Source organism: Rhizobium sp. YTU87027 (assembly GCF_050644135.1).
Lineage (GTDB): Bacteria > Pseudomonadota > Alphaproteobacteria > Rhizobiales > Rhizobiaceae > Rhizobium.
This window is the reverse complement of the sequence record NZ_CP098441.1, coordinates 1,843,257-1,863,469: the sequence shown is the minus strand read 5'-3', so window position 1 is coordinate 1,863,469 and position 20,213 is coordinate 1,843,257. Positions and strand designations below refer to the sequence as shown.

The following is a 20,213-nucleotide window of genomic DNA, read 5'->3' as shown; positions in this document are numbered from 1 at the left end:
TATAACCGAGACGATCTTTTTGAGGATTTCCCGATTAACCATCAGCACCTTTGCTTCTGGCGCAATTTTTCAACCCTGGGTAAGAAGGCCCCTGAAAGAGGGGTCACATGAAAAAACTGGTTTCGCTAGTCTCTGTCGTTGCGTTCGTCGCCGCTCCCGCCTTTGCTCAGTCGAGCGTCAAGGCCAGTCACACCAACCGAGTGATCGAAAGCTACCGGGCGTATATTGGTGAGGCTGATCTTTTTAATTCAAATGGTGTCCGGCTGACGCAACCATGGCAGATCATTCGTCAGGACCGAGCGAACTTTCACCAGTTTGGGGTTAGGGATCGAGACGATCAATCCGATTCCTTCTTTGCAGACCCCGCAAATCGGCAGGCGCTCGAAGCCATGCTTCGCAATGGAACCATGACGCGAGACGCCGCAAATATGATCGTTCGAGGAAACGTCTGGATCGACGTCGACATCTACGGTAGCCAAGGGTCCGGACGGTGGATTGACGTGACCGTCTCTGATTGACCGGATCCACGTGGTGGCTCCGGCCACTTAAGGTTGCTCCGCTCAACGGGGCCTAACGCATCGTATCCGGATGTACGAAAGCGCAAAACCGCTGAATTTCAATCTGCTTGGCGACATAAATGGATTCCGGCGTAAACCGGCGTCGCAATCGGTTACAGGCGGAAGTTTATAAGTTCAAGACAACAGTGATCAGCTGCGCCCGAACTCGTCGACGATGCGGATGATATCGTCCTCTCCGAGATAGGAGCCGGTCTGGACTTCGATCAGTTCAAGCATGATCTTGCCCGGATTGGCGAGGCGATGGACTTCGCCGAGCGGGATGTAAACGGACTCGTTTTCCCTGAGCATCTGCACGTTTTCGCCGATCGTCACTTCGGCCGTGCCCTTGACGACGATCCAGTGCTCGGAGCGGTGATGGTGCTTTTGCAGCGACAGCTTCTTACCCGGCGTCACGAAGATGCGCTTGACTTGGAAGCGGTCGCCGTTCAGCACCGATGTATAACCGCCCCACGGGCGGTAGGACGTCGGGTGTGTCTCTGTCAGCTGCGATGTCGACGGGGCGGCAGCGAGCATCTTCACCAGGTTTCCGACGTCCTGGCTATCCTGCAGGCGCCCGACATAGACGGCGTCCTCGCTGGCGATGACGGCGATGTCGTCCATGCCCTGGACGGCGAGATGCACGCCATGGGTCATGATGAGCGAGTTCTTGGTGTTGACGACCGTCGTGTTGCCGGCTGCCACATTGCCATATTCGTCGCGGCTGCCGCTCTTCCAGACGGAATCCCAGCTGCCGAGGTCCGACCATTTGAAGGGCGAGGGGACGACGGCGGCGTTGCTCGTCTTCTCCATGATGGCGTAGTCGATCGAAATGTTCGGGCTTGTGGCGAATGTCGCCTTGTCGAGGCGCGTGAAATCGAGATCGGTCTTTGCATTTGCAACGGCCTCTCCGGCGGCCTTGAGCGTCTGCGGAGCATGGGTGCGCAACTCATCGAGCAGACACGAAACCGAGAACATGAACATGCCGGAGTTCCAGTAGAAGCCGCCTGCGGCGAGCATCTCTTCCGCATTGCTAAGTGGCGGCTTTTCGATGAAGCGCGCCACAACCCGTGCACCGGTCGCCAATGTTTCGCCGCCTTCGATATAGCCGTAGCCGGTTGCCGGTTCGCTCGGCTGGATGCCGAAGGTCACGAGCTTGCCCTGGGCGGCTGTGGCGGCTGCGATGCGGACGCAGTCGAAATAGGTGTCGTCGGCAACGATCTCATAGTCGGAGCCGAGCACATGCATGATCGTGTCTTCGTTAAAGCGCTTGCGCACGAGCGTCGCTGCCGCTGCGACAGCGGCGGCGGTGTTGCGGGCAACCGGCTCGAGCAGGATGGCGGCGAGGTCGATATCCAGTTCACGTGCCTGCTCGGCGACGAGAAAACGGAACTCCTCGTTGGTGAGAACGACGGGTGCCTCGTAAAGCGATGGATCGGACACGCGTAGCAACGTTTCCTGGAAAAGCGTCTTATCGCCGATGAACTGGATGAACTGCTTCGGCGCTGCGGCACGCGACAGAGGCCAGAGGCGAGTGCCCTTGCCGCCGGCCATGATCACGGGAACGATTTTCTGTGTCATTTGGAGTGTCCTTGAATATTTACTTGCTTCGCCAATCAATTCGCCTGTGCCCACCAGCGGATGCGCTCCAGACCGGAACGCAGCAACGTCGCCGCGGCAGCTTCACTTTCCGCCTCGGCGTAGCAGCGCATTTCGGGGGCATTGCCCGAGGGGCGGAAATGAATGATGCGCCGATCCGCCAGTGTGATACGAAGCCCGTCAATGTCGCTGACGCTGCCGACCTCACCGATCGGCTGCAGAAACACCGCGAGATTGGCGGGGCCGGCGCGAAGATAGGCCATCAACCGGGCACTGGTCTCCACCGGAAAATTCTCAAGACGGTCGGCTGCGGCAAACGGCAGATGGTACGCCGCGGCGATCGTCGACAGCGGTTGGCGTCTGGATGCGGCAAGAGCGAGCGCCGCCAGGATGGGTACGAAGCAATCGCGCGTCGGCAGGGCGCGCAGCACCTGGCCATTGACCGTAAAGTCGCTGGCGGTCAGCACGCCTCCGTTTGCTTCGAAGCCGGCGACATGGGTCTGGCCGGCCGCGACTGTGTCCTGCATCCCCGCTATGACAAAGGGAGAACCGACACGGGTGCGCATGACGCTGAAGTGACCAGCAGCTTCGATGCCGGAATTCGAGGTCACCGGCGTGACGATTGATCGCGCACCGAGAAAGTTTGCAGCGATCAGCCCGAGCAGGTCGCCCCGCAACGGCATGCCGGTTTCGTCTGCCACCAAAGGACGATCGGCATCACCATCCGCAGACACAACGGCGTCAAGGCCATGCTGTCTTGCGACTTCCTCGAGTTTGACAACCGTCTCGTCCGAAACGGCTTCGGTGTCCACAGGTATGAACATTTCCGAACCGCCAAACGGCACGACCGTTGCGCCGAAATGCTCAAGGACCTCCCCCAGCAGGTCACGGGCGACGGTGCTGTGCTGGTAGACGCCGACCTTCAGGCCGACGAGCCAGTCGGCAGGGAGGAGGTTGAAATTGCGCTCGCGGAAAACCGCCAGGCATTCGGCGGAAACGTCCCGTGGTCTTGTCCCGCGAGGCTCGAACGCAAAGCCGGCACGATCGAGTTCGGTTGCCACGGTCGTAATCGCAACTTCGTCTGCCTTGTCGATCTCGCCGTCCGGCCGGTAGAACTTTATGCCATTGCGATCGGCTGGAATGTGCGAGCCCGTGACCATCAGGCAGGCGGCCTTTTCTTGAAGGCCGTAAAGGGCCAGCGCCGGCGTTGGCACCGCGCCGCAGTCGCCGACGTCGAAGCCGAGGTCATCAAGCGCATCGGCGCAGTTTGCTGCGATCTCCGGACTGGAATCCCTGAAGTCCTGGCCAATCAGGATAACATCGCCGCGGCGCGCCATCCCAGCATCGAGCAGATAGCGGCCAAAGGCTGTAGCATAAAGCGCCGAAGCCCGGCCCTTGAGGTCGACAGACAGGCCGCGAAGCCCACTCGTTCCGAATTTCATTTTGAATAAGCCCCCGGATGCCTTGAATTCGTCAGCGATTTGAACGCAGTCGTCTCAGCGTTTGTAGTGAAACACAGTGAACAATAGATGTCTGTCACCTTCTGCCCAGGGGCTTGCCGGGAGCGCGTGTGGGCGGTGGCGGCCGATGGTGCCGGGCGGAAGCCAACTTCATCGAGGACTTTTTGCAAAAGACAGATTGCGCTCCCGTCGCACCAGGCAACGCCAATCGCTCAGCTCGTTTCGAGCGGGTTCCATAACGTACGCCGCTGAACGGGTGAACGCGCCGCCTCGCGCGCACAAGTCGTCAACGATGACGATATCGCCCAAACTGAGCGTCGGCACGTGAGGCTGCTGGATATGGGCCTTGAATGCAACGCCCTCGCAGGACCGTCGAGCGATCCAGTCGTGACGCTGCTGGTGATCAGGTGCTCACCAGCAGCAGGATATAGGCGACCACAGTGACCATCAATGCCCGGAACGCGTAGGTCACACAGCGATATTTTCCACGCGCTATGGTCGAAAGGATATCGGCATTCTCGACGTACTGCTCGAACAGATATCCCTTGTCGCGTTTCGTTGCCGCCTCGCGAAAATGGCCACGATGCTTGGGCCAAGCTCCCCAGAACAGGGACGTCGAGGAATTCACGTGGCGCGGCAGAACCACCAGAATCGCTGCGAGGATGGAGACGATTGACGCCAGTGCCAGGGCGCCGGAGAAGACGATGCCCTGTGGCGTGCCCTTGGCATAGCGTGCCCATGTAAAGACCTCGCGTCCCTCGCTGGATGTTACCAAAAAGGCGAGCATGAAAGTAAAGATATAGGCGGCCTTCTGATCCGAGATTTTGATCTGGTCGTAAAATATGTCGTTTATCTTCTTGATGTGGTCCAGATACTCGGAGCTCACATCATCAGTCGAAGGTGTGCTGACCAAATAATCCGAGGCATTCTCAAAATCACTCACGCCGCATCCCCCGCGTCAAAGTGTTTCCCTGATATTACACATGCAACACAAAGCAAGTCTGCCTTCCGACATCTCGCTTGACTTTTCAAGTATAGGTAGACAAATCCTTGCCATATGAGGGGTAGATTTGCGAGATACGCGTGCGGGGGCACAGCGATCGCGGTGGCTGCGTTTTGTTTGACGCATCCAGCCGCGGCGGAGCCGCTTCGGCGCACGGCCCGGGCTGCAGGTTCGGTCATTGACCGCAAGACGGGCGAAGAAGTGCGCTTCGTGGATCTTTCCAGCTGGCAGAACGTCGCGCTTCATCAAGACCTGCTCGGCGGCGACGTACTGCGCACCAATGCCAATGGTCAGCTGGCGATCTTGTTTGCGGACCACACGCAGGTTCGCCTGGGCCGCAATTCCGCGCTGCAGGTCAAGCAGATGGCTGCCGATGGCGACACGGTTCTCAATCTGCAATCCGGGACGATGTGGGCGCGCGCGCAGCGCGGCGGTCAGGGGCTGACGGTGGAGACGCCGGCCGCCGCCGCCGCCATTCGCGGGACGGACTGGACCATGACGGTCAAGGGCGATCAGACGTCGCTGATTGTGCTCGAGGGGCGCGTCGAGCTGAAGAACGAACAGGGCAGTGTCGAAGTCGCCCAAGGCGAGGCGGCCGTCGCCACGATTGGCCAGGCACCGCGCAAGCTTGTCATCGTTACCCCAGACGATCGCGAGCAGATGCTGTTTTATCTGACACTGAGAAGCGGCTTCACGTTCATGCCCGCCTCGCCACTACCGATGCAGAAAATGCGAGCTGAACGCAGCCGCATCGAAGCCAAGGCGCCGGAAGCAAGGACTGCGGAAGATTGGCTTACCCTTGCCGAAGTGCAGATGTCGTTCGATGGGCGCCAGCAGGCACTTAAGTCGTTGGCCAGGGCTCGGGCCTTTAAACTTTCAGCGAGCCAGCGCGCCCGCGCCGATTTGATCGAAGCCCTCATCGCAGGTGCTGAGAAACGTTACGACGAAGCGGCAAGATTGTTTTCGCGCGCTGAGCCGTTGCTCGATCCGCAGCGCCGCAGCATTGCTGCTTACGGAGGCTATTATTCGCGCTCGCTACGCGATCCCGATCATGTGGAAAAGCCACCCTCCAACATCACCGGTCCCTACGCTGCAGTGATGAAGGCCTATACGGCCGGCTTCCTCGAAGATATTCCTGCGGCCATCAAGACGATGAAGGAAGCAGAAGCGCGCTTTCCAACGGATTCTAGCCTGCCGGCATTGCGCGCCCAACTTGCGTTGCTGATCAACGACCGCGTCCAAATGAAGGAAGCGATTGAGCGTTCGCTTTCCATAGATCCGGGCGATCCAGATGGGCTCCAGGCTCGTGCTCGCTATCGTGCGGATGTTGAAGGGGATCTCGACGGCGCATTGAGTGACCTTAACAAGGCAATCAAAGTTGCCCCCGGTTCGTCGATGGCCTGGAACGATCTCGGTCTGTTGCAGGACGCCCGTGGTGCAAGCCGCGAAGCCGAGGCAGCACTCAAGAAGGCAATCGAACTCGATCCGGACGACCCGATCAGCCATGCCAATCTCGCTGTGCTTTATCTCGATCAGTCACGTATGAAAGAAGCAAAGCGCGAGATCGACCTGGCATTGGCCGCCGATCCGGCCTTCGACGTGGCACTTCTTGCACGCGGACGCTACTATCTCCAGTCAGGTGAACGAGAAAAGGCGATCGACGATCTTCTTGCAGCATCGACGGCCAATCCAAGCTACTCGCAAGCGCAGCTTATGCTCGCCGCAGGCCACTATGAAAGAGGCGAACGGGATGCTTCAAATCAGGCTGTCGAAAATGCCGATCGGCTGGACAAGAACGATCCGGTCATCGCAGCGTTTCGAACCGCGGTTGCCATTGACGACTACGACGCTGATGGAGCGATCGCGAATGCCCAGGAGTTTTTAAGGCGCGCGCGCGCCCGAGGGGGGGATTTCAGCGCGCTTGGAGCCAACCAGGATGCCGGTTCCACGCTCAACAACGCCTTTCGTCTGCAAGGGCTCGATGCCTGGGGGCGCTATTATGGCGATGCGGCTTTTGATCCGTTCGAAGGCAGCGGCTTTGCCGATCAGGCGCTCAAGGGCAGCATCAACCCGTTCAAGAATGCGATCACCTTCGGGGATAGCGTGATCGAAAATACGAGCAACGCGACGAGCTTTTCCTCTCTCTTCCAGGGACTGCTGCTCGACCCGCACATGTTGTCAGGCCGGTCGAGGTCGGCCACGTTGCTGCGCACACCATTCATAGAAGGCTCTATTGGCGGTGGCATAAACAGCGTGGGCAGTCATACTGGACGCGTCGGTGAAGCCGAGATCCAGGGCTTTGCCAATGAGACGATACCCATCAGCTTCTTCGGCAATTTCGAGTGGGAAGAAATACCAGCTGAAGGAACCTATGCGGACTCTGGCAATTTTTCCACCGAGACCAAACTGCTGAATGCCAACGGCTACATAACGGCCAGTCCCACTCCAGAGGATCGCGTCGTCGCCTTCGTCAACCAGAGCCGAAGCGATTTTGACCTGAATTCTTTGACGCTCAATCCTGCGCCTTCGATCCGGCTTAACGCCGAGTTTTTTCTCCCTGTCTTCGGGGTGCCGCTCGCGCCCGCGGAATTGCCGCTTTATCGCAATCAAAGCAACAGTCTCGACAACCTCAACAGCGGCTTAGGGTGGAGCCACACGTTCGGCTACCGCAACATAGTGAACGCCGCACTTCTTTATTCAGACGTGAAGTCGGAGAGCTCGACCGACTTCCAATTCGATCAGTCACCCATATTCGGGGTGACGACACCCAGCTTATTGCCGTTTGGCCAAAACCGGGAAAGCCTGTCGTCGAAGAGCTATGTCGCAGCCATCAGTCACAGTCTGGGCACCGACAACGGCCTGACCTGGCGATATGGCATCGAGGGAGGATGGATCGACACCAATCGCAGTAGCTTCAACGAGCTTTACGAGTTGGTCCCGGGTTTTGTGCCCGATATCACGTCGGGGCCGGACGAAGTGTCCAGCAGAACAAATCTGGCGCGTGCTTATGTAGACCTGCTGCATGAGATTACACCAGACCTGCAGGCGGAATATGCTCTCCATGCCACGCGGCTGGATGGGGATGGTATTGACGTCAGCCGTCTGGAGCCACGACTGGGCGTGGCCTGGGCGCCGGTCGAGGATCAATGGCTGCGCGCCGCATTCATGCGCCAGAGCGTCGAAACCGGCGTGCCGACACTGGCCCCGATCGGCATGGTCGGGCTGCAGCCCAATCAGGTTGCGATCGGGCTCGAGGGTTACGTCGATACCGTCGCCCTGCAATGGGATTCCCAGTGGAACGAGAAGTTCTTCACATCCCTGGGCTACCAGCACCAGGAACTGCATGACATGACGATCGGGCTACCGCTGACGGCGCTGCCAGCGATTGACAGCCTGCCTCTGGAACGCGGGAGCATTGACCGGGCGAGCATCACGGCAAACGTCGCGCTGGGCAATGGGTTCGGTCTTTCAGCGACCTACGCTCGCATGGAGTCGGAAAACAAGGATGAAACAAGCGCCAACTTTGGCGGTGCCCTTCCATTCATCCCGCGCAACTCGGGCCAGGTGGCCTTGACCTGGGTCAATGAAGCAAAGGTGAAGGCGACGATCGCAGCCAATTATATCGGTAAGCGAGACGGCGACGAGCTGGGGACCGAGATTGATGACTTTTGGACGCTAGATGCCAACATGATCTGGGAGCCGTTCGACAAGCGCTTTGCTCTTGAAGTGGCAGCGTTCAACCTGCTCGACGAGGATTTTGAGATAAGCCCTGGCGTCCCCGGTTGGGGACGTGCCGTCAAGGGCACCTTCAAAGTCCGGTTCTGATGAGCAAGGCCCCGACACTTGACCAATCTTCGGTGCCCCCCGGTTGGCCGTTCAGCAACCGCGGCCTTCGACTGCTCGTCCTCATTCTGATGACCCTCGTCGGGATCTCCCTGCTTTCGCGCCTGCCGGCCTGGCCGCTGCTGGAGCTGAAGTCCTTCGACTATCTGTCGACGGTCGACGCCCTACCGCCACCGGAGGAGGGGCCGGTGATCGTGGCAATCGACGAGCCTTCACTTGCGGCAATCAATTCGCAGTGGCCGTGGCCCCGCAGTCTGCATGCAGAGCTGATCCGGCAGTTGCGGGCAGCCGGCGCAAGGGCAATCGGCCTCGACATCATCATGGCGGAGCCTTCAACGCCGGAAAACGATGCGGCGATTGCAGCCGCGGTCGGCCCGGACATCGTACTTGCTGGCGACGAAACGCTGATCGAGACGCCGCAAGCCGACCAGCTCGTGCGAGCGACCCCACTGCCTCAACTGACGGCGGCCGGTGCTCGAACGGGCATTGCCTCGATCGAGCTTGGTGGCGATGGTGTTTTCCGGACAATCCCGATCTACGAGGATGGTTTTGCCGCCACGCTGCTGCGAGCAGCCGGCAACGGCGCGGTGCCAATCCCAAAGGGCGCGATGATCCAGTCCTTCGGCCCGGCGCGAAGCTATCCGACGGTCTCCTATTATCAGGCACTCGACCCGAAGAACTTCCTTCCCGAAGGCACGTTCAAGAATCGCGTTGTCCTGGTCGGCCTTAGCCTCCAGAACGCACCGGAGATCGACAAGGGTGGTGCTGACGCCTTTGCGACCCCGTACACGATGCATACGGACAAGCTTACCGCCGGCGTCGAGATCCAGGCAACGATCTATGACAATCTCCGTCAGCGGATGTCGATCACCCGCACCGGTACCGCGCCTTTTGTCGGCTTCGTGCTCCTGGCGGCCACGCTTGCTGCCGCAACTGTTTGGAAATCCACCGGCTGGCTAACGCTGATTGCAACCGTTGTCGCGATATGCGCTTTCGCGCTGCTTGGCTATGCCGGTCTACGGCTCGGCTATTTTTTCGTATCGCCGCTAGGTCCGACCGTCGCCTTTGCGTCCGTCGCCTTCGGACAAGCGGCTTTCGACTTTGCAGAGGAACGCAGGAACAAGCAACGCATTACCCGAGCATTCTCGCAGTACATTTCGCCCGACCTTGTCAAAAAGCTCTCCGACGATCCTTCGCAGCTGAAGCTCGGCGGCGAAAGACGCACACTGTCGGTGCTTTTCTCCGACGTCCGCGGCTTTACGACGATTGCCGAAACGATGAAGGACGATCCGCAAAAGCTGACCGGCCTGATCAATCGGCTGCTGACGCCGCTCTCCGATATCGTCATGGATCACGGAGGCACGATCGACAAATACATGGGCGACTGCATCATGGCATTTTGGAACGCTCCGCTCGATGATCCCAAGCACGCGCTCCATGCTGTTCAAGCATCGCTTGCAATGCAGTCCGCTATTGGAAAGCTGAACAAGGAGCTTGAAGCGGAAGCCAGAACAAGCGGCGCACCCTTGCATGTGCTGAAGATGGGCGTCGGCATCAACACGGGTGAATGCGTCGTCGGCAACATGGGGTCGAACCGGCGCTTCGACTATTCGTGCCTCGGCGATTCGGTCAATCTGGCCTCGCGGCTTGAAGGCGCATCGAAGAACTACGGCGTCGCTATTCTGCTGGGCGAGGAGACTGCGCGGCTTGTCAGGGGAGCTTACACCGTGGTCGAGCTAGACCGTATTGTCGTGAAGGGCAGAACGGTACCGTCGCCTGTCTTCACGATCATCGAAAGCGCCCGGCCGGAAGATCTCGAAATGCACGCTGCGTTCCTCGTGGAAAAATACGAGAAAACATTAACGCCCCTCGACACTGCATTTGAAAGACTGGCAACGGCCATACCATCTCTCCGGCTATATTACTCAATCGTCCGAAGCGAACTTGCGCGCTCGACAGAGGAGTAGTACCGCGGTTGCTCACTGCGGTGTCAAAATTTGTCAACGGCTTGTCGCAGGCTCATTGGGATGCTTTTGAATTTACAGGGGCCGGTAAGAGAACTAGTAGATAGACTGGTTAGCCGCGATACTACGGTCACGAGCCTGCCTCAATTCGGCGAGATGACAGCGCGCCGGAAGAGATGGGCGATCATGACAACGCTGAGATGTACGCACTAGTCCACGAAGAGCATTGACCGTGGCTTTTCGACGTGACACTAGCGGGGCACACGTTGAGCGTTCTCTCGGACTTTGAATGACAGATGGTTCGGCGGCTGGCTGGCGAACAAAACGGTTGAGGTGTTGAATGCTTTTGGTCACAGGTGGCGCGGGCTTCATTGGTTCGAACTTTGTGCTTGACTGGTTCGCGAACTGCGTGGAGCCGGTTCTGAATCTTGATGCGTTGACTTACGCTGGAAATATGCAAAACCTCGCCTCGCTCGAAAAGGACAAGCGCCATACGTTTGTCCGAGGAAATATAGCGGACACATCGCTTGTTTCTGAGCTGCTATCCAAGTACAGACCGCGTGCGATTGTGAACTTCGCTGCGGAAAGCCACGTAGATAGATCTATTCACGGCCCCGAGGATTTCATTCAGACTAACATCGTCGGCACGTATCGCCTCCTAGAGGCGGTACGCCTGTATTGGAGCGGATTGAGCCCAGACGAGAGGGAAGCATTCCGATTTCTGCACGTGTCGACCGATGAGGTGTTTGGGACGCTTTCCTCCGAAGACGCTGCCTTTTGCGAAAGCACTCGCTATCAGCCCAATAGTCCTTACTCGGCTAGTAAAGCAGCGAGCGATCATTTGGTGCGGGCATATTACCATACCTATGGTGTACCGGTGCTGACGACGAACTGCTCGAACAATTACGGGCCATTTCATTTTCCTGAAAAGCTTATCCCACTCGTGATCAGCAATGCGGTGCAAGGACTTCCGTTGCCCATCTACGGCGATGGGCTGCAGATTCGAGACTGGTTGTACGTGGCCGACCACTGCACGGCTATACGACGCGTTCTGGACGCTGGAACTCCCGGAGAGACCTACAATATCGGCGGCCGTAGTGAAAAAACAAATCTCGACGTGGTCCACACGCTCTGTGACATATTGGATGAATACCGGCCAAAAGCTGATGGTACATCTTACAGGACGCAGATCACCTTCGTAAAGGACAGGCCCGGTCATGATCGCCGCTACGCAATCGATGCTCGTAAGATTCAAGCTGAGCTTGGTTGGAAGCCGTCCGAGACCTTTGAAAGCGGTATACGGAAAACCGTACGCTGGTTCCTCGACAATGCTGATTGGACCAGGAGTGTGACGGACGGTAGCTACCGTACGTGGGTGGAGATGCAGTACGGATGAAGATTCTGCTACTTGGCAAGAATGGGCAGGTGGGGCGGGAACTGCAACGTACTCTACTGCCGCTGGGGCAGGTGGTAGCTCTGGGGAGATCGGAGCTCAATTTCGATAGTACGGCCGATATTAGTCGCGTCCTGAGATCCCATGCGCCAGATCTCATCGTAAACGCGGCCGCCTACACCGCGGTCGATAGGGCAGAATCGGAGGTCGAAGCAGCTTTTCGCGTCAACGCTGAGGCAGTGAGAGTCATCGCTGATTATGCTCGTGAGCGCGACGCATGCCTGGTACACTATTCGACAGACTATGTTTTTGATGGACGCAAGGATGCGCCCTATGTGGAACAAGACACTGCGAACCCTCAAAGCGTATATGGAAGGTCGAAGCGCGAGGGTGAAATCGCGATTGAGGAATCCGGCTGCAACTTTCTCGTATTCAGAACCAGCTGGGTGTTCTCGGTCCACGGGATTAACTTCATAAAGACGATTCTTCGACTGGCAGCGGAGCGCACGAGTTTGGGCGTTGTCGACGATCAATTTGGCGCGCCTACGTCGGCCGAATTGATCTCGGACGTCACGGCGCTTGCAATTGCTGCATATTATCGGGGGGGGCTTGCCGCGGGGACCTACCATCTTGCGGCCAGCGGGCGGACAAGTTGGTATGGTTTGGCATGCCATATCCTGGAATATGCAAGAAGGTTGGACCTCCCACTGATGCTCAGTCCGGAAGGATTAAAGGCGATTACAACTGCTGACTATCCACTTCCCGCGAAGCGGCCAGCCAATTCTCTTCTTAATACGAATGCATTGACGTCCCGCGTTGGCCTGAGCCTTCCGGATTGGAGGCTGCACGTCGATAGGACTCTCGATCAGATTTCAGGCGAGGGAAAGAAGCAATGAGACGTAAGGGTATCATTCTGGCGGGGGGCTCAGGCACGCGCCTCCATCCAGCAACGCTTGCACTTAGCAAGCAGCTATTGCCCGTATTTGACAAGCCGATGATCTACTATCCGCTCGGAACGCTCATGCATGCGGGAATTCGGGAAATACTTGTGATCTCCACGCCGCAAGATACGCCTCGGTTCGAGCAGTTGTTGGGTACCGGGGAGCAATGGGGTCTGAACATATCATACGCGGTGCAGCCAAGCCCGGACGGGCTGGCCCAAGCGTTCATCATCGGCGAGCGCTTTCTCGACGGGTTCCCGTCGGCGCTCGTTCTCGGTGACAATATTTTCTATGGACATGACCTGCCGCATCTATTGGCCGGCGGCATGTCGCAAACTCAAGGCGCGACTGTATTTGCGTATCACGTCCAAGATCCTGAAAGGTACGGTGTGGTCGAATTCGATAACGCCCGACGGGTAATATCCATAGAAGAAAAACCAAATCGACCTAAGTCAAACTATGCCGTTACGGGACTTTACTTCTATGACAGCCAAGCTGTGGACTTCGCCAAAAGCTTGACGCCATCACCAAGAGGCGAGTTAGAGATAACCGATTTGAATCGGCTTTATCTGAGTAATAATAGCCTAAATGTTGAAGTCATGGGCCGAGGTTATGCTTGGCTTGATACCGGAACCCATGATTCGCTATTGGAGGCAAGTCAGTTTATCTCGACACTTGAACACCGCCAGGGCCTGAAAGTTTCCTGCCCCGAGGAGATAGCTTTTCGCCAACGGTGGATCACTCATCAGCAACTCGAAAATTTGGCGCTGCCACTGGCCAAAAGCGGATACGGTCGGTATTTGCTGCGCCTTTTGACGGATCCGGCCATTTAATGAAAACTCAACCCCTCGATATCCCGGACGTTGTTCTCGTGGAGCCGAGCGTCCACGGAGACGACAGAGGCTTTTTCTACGAGAGCTTCAATCAGGCAAAGTTCAACGATGCCATTGGCAGGTCTGTCATGTTTGTGCAGGACAATCATTCCAAATCGATGGAAGGTGTGCTGCGGGGCTTACACTACCAAATTCGACAGCCGCAGGGGAAACTCGTTCGAGTGGTGCAGGGTGAGGTCTTTGATGTCGCGGTTGACTTGCGCCGAAGTTCACCAACGTTTGGCCAATGGGTCGGAGAAATACTCTCGGAGAAGAACAAGCGCCAGCTTTGGATTCCCGAGGGATTCGCGCACGGCTTCTTGGTGCTCTCAAATACCGCTCAATTTCTCTACAAAACGACCGACTACTATTTTCCTGAGCATGAACGTTCAATCATTTGGAGCGATGTGAGGTTGGCAATTAATTGGCCAATCGACGGTGAGCCCGTGCTGTCGCGCAAGGATGCGGTAGCGTCTGCATTCGTCGATGCCGAGGTGTTTGATTAATGCAAAAACACTCGTCAGGTCTATTCGGGATGTTCGCGAGCCTCCATCGGAATAGGGAACTTGTATATGCTCTTGCAAAGCGAGACGCGGTAGGGCGCTACAGGGGCTCCATTATGGGATTGGCTTGGTCCTTCTTCAATCCGCTGCTCACGTTGACCGTGTACACTTTTGTATTTTCCGTTGTCTTTAAAGCTCGGTGGGCCGGTTCGGATGAAAGCAAAATGGACTTTGCGGTCATATTGTTTGCCGGCATGTTGGTTTATGGAATATTCGCGGAGTGCATTAGTCGCGCGCCAACCATCATTATAGACAACGCGAACTACGTAAAAAAAGTTGTATTTCCGCTCGAGATACTTCCATGGGTTTCATTGCTCTCGGCTCTTTTTCATTCCCTCATTAGTCTGTGCGTTCTTTTGTTCGTCCAGCTCCTATTGCGGCAAACCCTGCCGGCGACTGTCGTTTTGCTGCCGATCGTTTTAGTTCCGCTTTTATTGGCTGTTCTTGGCTTCTCGTGGTTTTTGGCGGCGCTTGGTGTGTATTTGCGCGACATTGGCCACGTCACTGGACTGCTGGTGACGGTGATGCTTTATATGTCGGCGGTGTTCTTCCCAATTAGCGCCCTGCCTGAGCGCTTTCAGTTTTGGCTGAGTCTAAACCCGCTGGCGGCGGTTATCGAACAGAGCCGCCAGGTTTTAATATTTGGGGAGTTGCCTGACGTACGCACGTGGCTGATCTTGGTGTTGCTAGGATTTGCCGTGGCATGGCTAGGGTTTGCGTGGTTTCAGAAAACGCGCAAGGGATTTGCCGATGTCCTCTGACACTGTCGTCCGCGTACGAGGATTATCGAAATGCTACCGCATATATCAGCGGCCATCGGATCGATTAAAGCAGTCGTTTATGCCGCGCCTAAGTCGAATCTTGGGCCGCGAAGGCAGAGCTCATTACCGGGAATTCTGGGCGCTCAAGGATGTTTCCTTGGATATCCGCAAGGGAGAGACTGTTGGAATCGTTGGTCGCAACGGCAGCGGCAAGTCTACTCTTTTGCAAATGATCTGCGGCACACTGAACCCAACGCTGGGGGATGTCGAAATCGACGGGCGGGTTGCGGCATTGCTGGAGCTCGGGTCTGGTTTCAATCCCGAGTTCACGGGACGTGAGAACGTCTACATGAATGGTACCCTGTTGGGTCTGACAAAGGATCAAATCACGGAACGCTATGATGACATTGTCGACTTTGCCGGTATCGGAGAGTTTATTGATCAGCCCATCAAGGCGTATTCGAGCGGGATGATGGTCAGGCTTGCGTTTGCGGTCCAGGCGCAAACGTCACCGGATGTTCTGATCGTGGACGAGGCGCTTGCCGTCGGTGACGCAAAATTTCAGGCAAAGTGTTTCGACCGCCTGGACAAGCTAAAACAGACCGGAACGAGCATACTCCTGGTAACCCATTCCAGCGAGCAAATCGTAACACACTGCGACTATGCGATCCTTCTCGATCGAGGGTCGGTTGTTGACCGAGGTAGCCCAAGGCATGTCGTAAACCGATATATGGACTTACTGTTTGGCAAGGAGAAGCGTGAGTTGCCCAATGAGGCGAGTCAGCTTGTGGCAGATGGAGGTTCCGGCGAACAGGAATTCTCGCTTAGCTTAGAAGAGGATCTTTTCTCGACGCGGCCTAGCTATAATCTGCACGAGTACCGTTGGGGGGATGGCGCTGCATCAATTCTCGATTTTGAAATTGCAACAGATCTGCAATCGTTTCCCGCGTTAATTGCATCGGGCCAGCTCGTCACGTTGGCAGTCTCGATTAGGTTTCATGTAGATCTCGTCTGCCCGATTCTCGGTCTCACGATAAAGACCAAGGAAGGAGTAACCGTCTATGGGGTCAATTCGGAAACGCTGGAGATAGACCGATTTCGAGAGATAGGCACAAAGGGGACAACTGCAGTTGTCAAAGCCACTTTCAATTGCCGGCTCGCGCAGGGTGACTACTTCTTGTCGCTTGGTCTCGCCTCGAGGAATGGTGAAGATATTGTCCCACATGATCGGCGCTACGACGCGATACACATTCAGATTGCGCCGGAGATGACTTTCACCGGCCTGGCGAATTTGGACCTGAACCTGGAATTGCAGAGTGTCAACGCATGAATAGTCTTCTCACCGACTCGGGCTATGATCTCGACGCAAATACGAATGTGTGGTCGAGAGAAAGCTTTGAAAGCATCCCATACAGCGATGGCGCAGAAGTCGAGCGGCGAATTGGTAACATTGTCGCGGATACGTCCGATGTCTCGGTTCTTTCTCCGGAGTTGAGGAAGCACTGCACCGACTGGACCACGACCTATCACCTCAGCGGCGTCAGGGCGAACCTGTTGCGGCCCTTTGAGCCTCTTATCAGGGGCGCGGATGTCTTGGAAATTGGTGCAGGCTGCGGCGCAATCTCACGGTACCTGGGCGAGACAGGAGCAAACCTCCTAGCGCTGGAGGGCAGCCGAACCCGTGCAGCCATTGCGCGCTCGCGAACGCGCGACCTCAAAAATGTGACGGTCCTTAGCGAAAAATTCGATCAGTTCCGGTGTGACCGCAAGTTTGACATCGTTACCTTAATCGGCGTTCTTGAATATGCAAATCTCTTCACCTCTGGCGACCGTCCGCACCTTGCTATGCTTATGCAGGCAAGGGGATTGTTGAAGGACAATGGTCGACTAATACTGGCTATCGAAAATCAACTTGGACTAAAATACTTTGCCGGAGCTCCGGAGGACCACCTTGGCAAACCTATGTACGGCGTTGAAGGACGCTACGCACGCGGGGAACCTCAGACATTCGGAAGGGCGGTGTTAGACGAACTGCTCCATGACGCCGGCTTCCAGACGAGACGTTTCTTTGCGCCGTTCCCTGATTACAAGCTTCCAGTCTCGATCCTCACAGAGCGAGGGGTTGCACAACCTGGATTCGATCCTGCGGCGTTTGCATGGCAAGGCGTCAACAAGGATCCTCAACTGCCAAAATACCCACTTTTTTCCCAAGAACTGGCCTGGTCTGGAGTTTTTAAGAACGGGCTTGGCATGGACATGGCCAACTCCTTTCTGGTCTGCAGTTCTCCATCCGCAACCGTGACGGACGAAACCAGCGTTCTTGGCTATCATTACAGCACGGAGAGATTACCGGAATTTTGCAAGGAGACGACCTTTCTGCACTCTTCCGACGACGGGATTAGCGTTGCTACTCGTCAATTGCTTCCCGCGCTAGGCGACATTCAAGGGCAGTCTCAGCAGGGGCGAGCGGTCTTGTTCAATCCGCCTTTAATGCAGCCCTATCTGTCAGGCCAGTTGCTTTCCCGCAAATTGCTGGAAGTCCTGAACCGCCCGGGCTGGTCAATCGAAGATGTTTCACATATCGTAAATCGCTATCTGAAGGCAGTATATGCGCTTGCGGATGGCAGCCGTGATCAAAAGGAAGGGGCACCTCCAAAGGCAAGTCTCCCTGGGCACTTCTTTGATGCGTTACTTCAAAACATCATAGAGCGTGACAATGGGGAGTTCGGTCTCTTTGATTGCGAATGGATTTTGACCGAGGATTTGACGGTAGAGTTCTTGTTATTCCGCAGTCTCTTCGTCTCTTTGGGGGGCGTTGAGAAGTGCGCGCGACCTAATGACCTCGCACTGGTCAGGTGGAAACATTTCATTCAACGCGTCGCCGAACGCTGCGGACTACCCATGTCCGATGAGCTCTACACGGCCTTCTTGTCCAAAGAAATCGAATTCCGGGAGTCGGTGACGGGATTAAATTCGGGCACGGTTGATCTTCTAACGGGGTATGAGCTGCGAATCGTGGATGCCGAAAGTCTCGAGGCTCAATACAATGCTGCGATTGCGGAGCGCGATGCGGCCATTGTTCAACGGGATGCGGCTCACAGACAGGTCGAGGTCCTCGTAAACTCGGCTTCCTGGAGGATCACGAAGCCGTTTAGGTTTATGCTGCGTACGCTGAAGAACCGGGGAATCTCTCGGGAAGAACGTGCGGTGGTGAAACGCAGACTGCTTGGACATTATCGTCAGCTTCCGCTGCCACCAGAGGCGAAGAAATACCTAAGCGTCGTCTACCATCGAGGGGTGCGGCCCCTTCTGCGACAGATAAATAGAGTTGCGATAGGCAGCGCTAACACGCAACGGCCGTCTTTTGCGCCGCCGGAGCAGGCGTGGGGCACGCCCGACTATATCATTTTTGGTGTCATCGACTGGCATTTTCGTCATCAGCGGCCTCAGCAACTGGGCCTCGCGCTAGCTGCCATGGGCCGGCGCGTCATCTATATTTCTCCTAACTTTGTTGATGATAAACGGCCTGGGTTCACTGCCGAGCCCCTGAATACCCTTGGAAGCATCGTCCAAGTCAAGCTGTTTGTCAGTAACGCGCCAACCATTTATGACGACGGGCCATCTGCCGATGCCGTCGTTCAGATCAAAGCTAGCCTGGGAAAGGTCCTGGAGTGGACAGACACCATCTCGGCGGTTTCGCTGGTCCAACATCCATTCTGGCACGAAACCGCAGCGGCGTTGCCCAATAGCCGTCTCGTGTATGATTGCATGGATCATCACGAAGGATTTGGAAACAATTCAGGAGCTCTGATTGAACTCGAAAAGAGCCTCCTCCGAGACTCCGAGATCACGATCACCACGTCGGATTGGTTGGATAAGGCGGTCGAACCATATGCCCGTCACCAAACGATTGTTCGCAATGCGGGTGAATATGGACACTTTTCGGCTCTGCCGAACACGATATATCGTGATCCGCAGGGCAGGAAGGTGATCGGGTATTACGGCGCTATTGCCGAATGGTTCGACCTCGACTTGGTGGAGAGAGTCGCCGCCGAGAATTGGCAATGCAGTGTAGTCTTGGTGGGCGCGGACACGACGAACGCAAAGCGGCGTTTGTCAAAGCTTCCCAACATCACTTTCACGGGTGAGGTACCTTACGACCAACTCCCGTTTTATTTGCACGGGTTCGATGTCTGCTTGCTTCCGTTCAAGGTCATTCCACTCACACTCGCAACAAACCCGGTTAAGGCCTATGAATATCTGAGTGCGGGAAAGCCGGTCGTCACCGTTGATCTTCCTGAGATGGCTCAGTTCACGGACTTAGTGTATCGGGCACGAACCCACGAGGAATTCATATCTTCCATACATGTCGCGTTGTCCGAGACGAGTTCTGGCCCTCAGACTGCGAGGAGGAGGGCATTTGCACGCGAGCAAACATGGGCGCATCGCGCCACTGCGCTGGTTGCCTCGATAGAGGCCGATAACCGCGATCCGTTGGTGAGCGTTGTTGTTGTCACCTACAACAACCTTGAGCTAACGCAGGCCTGTCTATCTAGCCTGACCGAACTGAGCCAATACGACAACCTAGAAATCATCGTTGTCGACAACGCATCGCAGGATGATACGCCAACCTATCTGACGCAATGGGCGCGGGAGTCTAGCAAGAGAAAATTGATTCTAAATCCAGACAATCGGGGTTTTGCCGCTGCGAATAATCAGGGGTTAGCAATCGCCAACGGCGAATACTTGATATTGTTGAACAACGATACCTACGTCACTCCGGGTTGGATTCGGACGCTGCTTTCGCATTTGAGGCGCGACGGATCTATCGGAATCGTCGGACCCGTCACCAATAACATTGGCAATGAAGCCAAGATCGATATTGGATATGGCGATATGGAGGAAATGCGGTCAATTTCGTTGTCATATACCCGTCGCCGCATGGGCATGAACCGTCCGCTTAGGACGGCAGCATTTTTCTGCGTCATGATGTCGAAGGAGACGTTCCGGAAGGTCGGTCCCTTGGACGAGGCCTTTGGCCGCGGCTTCTTCGAGGACGACGACTATTGCCGTCGCATCGAGCAAATCGGCATGCGGATCGTGTGCGCGGAGGACGTCTTCATTCATCATCACCTGTCGGCTTCTTTCAATAAGCTGAAGAGCGCTGATCGAGAAAAACTGTTTGAAGAAAACAAAAAAATCTATGAAGCAAAATGGGGCGAATGGGAGCCCCATAGCTATCGATAAGGGCCAGGTATAA

General features: G+C 56.2%; 13 protein-coding genes. 10 read left to right on the top strand and 3 right to left on the bottom strand.

The genetic code is table 11. The features are described from left to right. Positions 1 to 107: 107 nt before the first annotated feature. On the top strand, positions 108 to 518 hold the full coding sequence (locus NBG89_RS27840; protein WP_431323503.1) for a hypothetical protein: 411 nt from the start codon (positions 108 to 110) through the stop codon (positions 516 to 518). Positions 519 to 707: 189 nt separating this feature from the next. Here NBG89_RS27840 and NBG89_RS27835 read toward each other — a convergent pair whose 3' ends face one another. The 3 genes from NBG89_RS27835 to NBG89_RS27825 form a co-directional block, all read right to left on the bottom strand. Continuing rightward, positions 708 to 2,135, bottom strand: coding sequence for a mannose-1-phosphate guanylyltransferase/mannose-6-phosphate isomerase (locus NBG89_RS27835; protein ID WP_431323502.1), 1,428 nt, complete (start codon positions 2,133 to 2,135; stop codon positions 708 to 710). Between the two features lie 35 nt (positions 2,136 to 2,170). Beyond that, a complete protein-coding gene (locus tag NBG89_RS27830; protein WP_431323501.1) occupies positions 2,171 to 3,595 on the bottom strand; it encodes a phosphomannomutase in 1,425 nt (474 codons plus the stop codon). A gap of 421 nt (positions 3,596 to 4,016) precedes the next feature. Continuing rightward, positions 4,017 to 4,556: a Pycsar system effector family protein gene (locus tag NBG89_RS27825; RefSeq protein WP_431323500.1), complete on the bottom strand. Its 540-nt coding sequence runs from the start codon at positions 4,554 to 4,556 to the stop codon at positions 4,017 to 4,019. Between the two features lie 114 nt (positions 4,557 to 4,670). Between NBG89_RS27825 and NBG89_RS27820 the strand changes: the two genes are divergently transcribed. The 9 genes from NBG89_RS27820 to NBG89_RS27780 all read left to right on the top strand — a co-directional run bounded on the left by NBG89_RS27820 (position 4,671) and on the right by NBG89_RS27780 (position 20,200). Further along, entirely contained in the window at positions 4,671 to 8,441 is a 3,771-nt protein-coding gene (locus NBG89_RS27820; protein WP_431323499.1) for a FecR domain-containing protein, read from the top strand. Then, complete coding sequence (locus NBG89_RS27815) at positions 8,441 to 10,426, top strand: CHASE2 domain-containing protein (protein ID WP_431323498.1); 1,986 nt, start codon at positions 8,441 to 8,443, stop codon at positions 10,424 to 10,426. Before NBG89_RS27820 ends, NBG89_RS27815 begins: the two co-directional genes overlap by 1 nt. A 337-nt stretch (positions 10,427 to 10,763) precedes the next feature. Continuing rightward, the gene (gene rfbB / locus NBG89_RS27810) at positions 10,764 to 11,819 is read left to right on the top strand and encodes a dTDP-glucose 4,6-dehydratase (protein ID WP_431323497.1); all 1,056 of its coding nucleotides are present in this window, start codon (positions 10,764 to 10,766) and stop codon (positions 11,817 to 11,819) included. Beyond that, the gene (gene rfbD / locus NBG89_RS27805; RefSeq protein ID WP_431323496.1) at positions 11,816 to 12,712 is read left to right on the top strand and encodes a dTDP-4-dehydrorhamnose reductase; all 897 of its coding nucleotides are present in this window, start codon (positions 11,816 to 11,818) and stop codon (positions 12,710 to 12,712) included. The genes rfbB and rfbD overlap by 4 nt, the downstream gene beginning before the upstream one ends. Beyond that, positions 12,709 to 13,590 (top strand): glucose-1-phosphate thymidylyltransferase RfbA, encoded by an 882-nt coding sequence (gene rfbA / locus NBG89_RS27800; protein WP_431323495.1) that lies wholly within the window; start codon positions 12,709 to 12,711, stop codon positions 13,588 to 13,590. The genes rfbD and rfbA overlap by 4 nt, the downstream gene beginning before the upstream one ends. Next, on the top strand, positions 13,590 to 14,135 hold the full coding sequence (gene rfbC, locus NBG89_RS27795) for a dTDP-4-dehydrorhamnose 3,5-epimerase (protein ID WP_431323494.1): 546 nt from the start codon (positions 13,590 to 13,592) through the stop codon (positions 14,133 to 14,135). Before rfbA ends, rfbC begins: the two co-directional genes overlap by 1 nt. Before the next feature lie 113 nt (positions 14,136 to 14,248). Beyond that, positions 14,249 to 14,953: an ABC transporter permease gene (locus NBG89_RS27790; protein ID WP_431323493.1), complete on the top strand. Its 705-nt coding sequence runs from the start codon at positions 14,249 to 14,251 to the stop codon at positions 14,951 to 14,953. Then, complete coding sequence (locus NBG89_RS27785; protein WP_431323492.1) at positions 14,943 to 16,283, top strand: ABC transporter ATP-binding protein; 1,341 nt, start codon at positions 14,943 to 14,945, stop codon at positions 16,281 to 16,283. The genes NBG89_RS27790 and NBG89_RS27785 overlap by 11 nt, the downstream gene beginning before the upstream one ends. After that, positions 16,280 to 20,200: a glycosyltransferase gene (locus NBG89_RS27780; protein WP_431323491.1), complete on the top strand. Its 3,921-nt coding sequence runs from the start codon at positions 16,280 to 16,282 to the stop codon at positions 20,198 to 20,200. Before NBG89_RS27785 ends, NBG89_RS27780 begins: the two co-directional genes overlap by 4 nt. Positions 20,201 to 20,213 lie beyond the last annotated feature (13 nt).